General features: G+C 68.8%; 3 protein-coding genes and 2 pseudogenes. 3 read left to right on the top strand and 2 right to left on the bottom strand.

The features are described from left to right. On the bottom strand, positions 1-521 hold a 521-nt coding region (locus ABZ646_RS43245; RefSeq protein WP_360532302.1), incomplete at its 3' end, for an Lrp/AsnC family transcriptional regulator. Between the two features lie 115 nt (positions 522-636). Here ABZ646_RS43245 and ABZ646_RS43240 point away from each other — a divergent pair. Both ABZ646_RS43240 and ABZ646_RS43235 read left to right on the top strand, forming a co-directional pair. After that, positions 637-2073, top strand: coding sequence for an FAD-dependent monooxygenase (locus ABZ646_RS43240; protein ID WP_360532299.1), 1437 nt, complete (start codon positions 637-639; stop codon positions 2071-2073). Between the two features lie 122 nt (positions 2074-2195). Next, positions 2196-2340: pseudogene (locus ABZ646_RS43235) on the top strand (IS630 family transposase); the annotation flags it as partial. A 7-nt stretch (positions 2341-2347) separates the two neighbouring features. Here ABZ646_RS43235 and ABZ646_RS43230 read toward each other — a convergent pair. Next, complete coding sequence (locus ABZ646_RS43230) at positions 2348-2761, bottom strand: hypothetical protein (RefSeq protein WP_360532296.1); 414 nt, start codon at positions 2759-2761, stop codon at positions 2348-2350. Between the two features lie 435 nt (positions 2762-3196). Between ABZ646_RS43230 and ABZ646_RS43225 the strand changes: the two are divergent. Beyond that, positions 3197-3393, top strand: a pseudogene (locus ABZ646_RS43225) (hypothetical protein); the annotation flags it as partial.

The raw sequence follows: 3393 nt of genomic DNA, 5'->3' as shown, positions 1-3393 counted from the left end.
GGTCCTCTCCGATGCGGCATCGGAGGCGGGCGCAGTTGCTCGATCGCCTCGGCGTCCAGCGACCCGAGTTTTCCGACCAGATTGTCGGGGCCGCCGTAGAAGGCGTGCAGGAGGGAGTGCGCGGTCACGCCCTCCACGCGTGGGGTGCGGGGGAGTTTGGCCAGCAGCAGTGCCTCGCTGTCCGCCTCGCTCTCGGTACGGACCACGCAGGTGACCTCGGTGCCGCCGGAGCTGAGGCTCACCCAGGACGTGTCGGGGCGTCTGGCCAGTGCCTCGGCGACGGGGAGCGACGCGGTGGGTGCACATCGCACCCGCAGGAACCACAGGATGGCGCCCAGCGGGGTGGGGTCGACCCCTCCCAGCACCCGTAGCGCCCCGGCCGACCGCAATCGGGCGTACCGGCGGGCGATGGTGCGGTCCGACACGCCGAGAACCTCGGCGATGGTGCTGAACGGGGCACGTCCGTCGATCTGCAGGGCGTGCGCGAGCCGACGATCCAGCTCGTCGTAGTCGGATTCCACCGAGCCGACGGTAGATGGTGTCAGATACGAACGCAATCGAGCGGGATTCTGGCTCGGGCGGCTCGGCAGGCGGAGCGTTGCTTCCGTCCTGATCGATATAGCCCCAGGAGAGTCCATGGACACCGATGTGCTCATCGTCGGCGCCGGCCCGACCGGAATGACGCTGGCCAACGAACTGCTGCTGGCGGGGGTGTCGACTGTGCTGGTCGACAAGCTGTCGCAGCGCAGCGACCTGTCCAAGGCAGGCGGCGTGCAGTCCCGCACACTGGAGGCGCTCGACCAACGAGGGCTGCTGGAGCCCTTGCTGGCCACCGGAGAGTACCCCGCCACCACTGGCCACTTCGCCGGAGTCCCACTCCCGTTCCACTCCGGCCGGCACCGTCTGCCATGGCGGTCCGTGCCGCAGGTGGTGATCGAGGGATTCTTCGAGCAGCACCTCGCCGCGCACGGCCTTATCGCCCGCAGGGACCACGAACTGGTTGGCCTCGCCCAGGATGACAACGGGGTCACCGCGACTTTCGCCAACGGCACCACGCTCAGTTCCCGTTACCTCGTCGCCGCCGACGGAGCTCACAGCACCGTACGGGCGCTCCTGCGGGCCGGGTTCCCCGGTCAGCCCGGTACGTTGACGATCACCGCCGCCGACGTGCGGCTGAGCGGCGTCGATCCGTCCACGTCGCACACCTGGAACGAGGACGGGCACTGGGCGGCGCTGTTCCCGCTCGGCACCGATCCGCAGGGCAGGCAGTTGCGCCGACTGGTCCTGGGCGGGCCGGACTGGTCACTGCCGAGGGAGATCCCGGTCACCGAGGACGAAATCCGCCACGGCCTGAGCACCGTGTTCGGAACGCGGGTGCACCTGCTCGAACTGCGCTACGCCCGCCGTATCACCAACGCGTCACGGCAGGTCGAGCAGTACCGGCACGGGCGGGTGTTCCTGGCGGGCGATGCCGCCCATGTCCACCTTCCACTCGGCGCGCAGGGAATGAACACAGGGATGCAGGACGCGCTCAATCTCGGCTGGAAGCTCGGCGCCGCCGTGCACGGCTGGGCACCAGAGAACCTGCTCGACACCTATCACGCGGAACGGCATCCGGTCGGGGCCGCCGTATTGCGCAACGTCCGGGCACAGAGCCTGCTGATGGACTGGGCCGGCACCCGCGATCCGGACGTGCTGGCCGCCCGGGAGATCTTCACGGCCATGGCCCAACTGCCGGACGTCCAGCACTATCTCGCCGACCTGATGTCCGGGATGGCCATCCGTTACCTGATGCCGGGCACCGAAGCCCATCCGCTCGTCGGCCGGCCCGCACCGGACCTGGACCTCGGCACGGCCCGGGTGCACGAACTACTGCGGTCCGGGCACGGCATTTTGCTGGACCCTGCGGACACGTTCGCCAGGGTCGCCGGCCCTTGGTCGGATCGGGTGGACCGGGTGGGCCAGGGCGCCGACACCGAGGCGATGCTCATCCGGCCGGACGGCTACGTGTGCTGGGCAGGCGCGGATGACCTGGAACCGGCGCTCGACCGCTGGTTCGGCGGTCCCCGCTGAGCCGACCTTCAGGAAGCCAGCCGTCGTGGAGAGGCTGGTGGTCATCAATGGGCGCCGATGGTGACAACTATCGTGCTTCGGCACAACACCGGCCTGGTAGCCGGCTGCTGCACGAGGCGGCGAGTGCCGTGCGAGCGGGGCATCTCGACGGCACCACCCCCCCCCAAGGAACAGGGAAGCATAAGGGGCCGCTACATCATCTGGCGAAACCGCCACGCCGACGACCGGCGCCTACGCGCCGTCGTCGACAGGGCGAATGTTGCCTGATGCGGCATTAGCAGTGGGGCAGACCACCGGGCGACATCCAGAACCTCTGGTCACCATCCACGTACGGCCCGTAGGTCCAGCCAGGGCCCCCGGAAGGGGTATATACATCGAGGCGTTGGCCGCCCACAACGACCGCCGAGGTGCGGTACCAGACGTCGCCGGTGGTGCCGACGGTGCCACCGGACACCCAGCAGTCCACGTACGCTTGATCCCCCTGCGCGAGGGTGAGGTCGTCGATCTTTTTGGAGTCCGCGTAGGGGGAGCTGTAGACACCCGCGTGGTACGGGCCGGGCAGCGTGGCCATCTGCGGGTTGGAGTCGTGAACGTTCGGATTCGGGTCCGCAGACACCTGCGAGGTCACGCCGAGGATCGATGCCCCAGCCAATGCAAGCGCGCCGAGAGCCTTGATCGCACGAGTCATTGAGTGTTTCTCCCAGTCCTCATAGTTGTCAGTGTCCGGCGATGGGTGATGCGTCCCGCTCGGATGCCGTGCGGGGCCGTGGCCCGGCCACCAGGCGGCCCAGCCGACTGTCACCCTGCTACCGGGCGGGCAGTCCAGTGACGCGCTTTGATATACGACGGCCCATTGCGGGGCCGTTGTGCAAGATCGAGGCTAAGAGCTGCCGTCCTAGATCCGTCCTAGATCCGTCCTGTCGCACTCCGTGCACATGAGCGCATGTGACAAGTCGAAAGCCTTGTCGGTGACGACCGGACTGCTTCGACCGGTCCGAATCGCCAGCTCGACCCTCTCCGCCGGTGACAACCACGATGCTTCGGCTCAACAATCCGGCGGGTCGCCGTACAACGCTCTGGCGGCGGCCCGCTTTCGAATCCGCACCACGAATTGAGGCCGACGATGACCACGCCCTGGCCGCCCCGGCGCACCGCCAGCCGCTCGCTCGCCCCGCGCGTCGCCGCGCCCCAGGAGCCGGCCGACCCCGCCCGCATCGGCCGCCGCGTCGTACGGCGCCCGGGTGGTCAGCAGCGGCTCCAGTACGGTGAGCAGCTCGCGGGTGCCGGCCAGGTTGGCGTCCGCGGTGGCGAGGTTGGTGC

Origin of the sequence: Streptomyces sp. NPDC007162 (assembly GCF_040634175.1) — a bacterium.
Taxonomy (GTDB): Bacteria; Actinomycetota; Actinomycetes; order Streptomycetales; family Streptomycetaceae; genus Streptomyces.
Note: the sequence above shows the minus strand (reverse complement) of the source record. Positions and strands in the feature narration are given on the sequence as shown.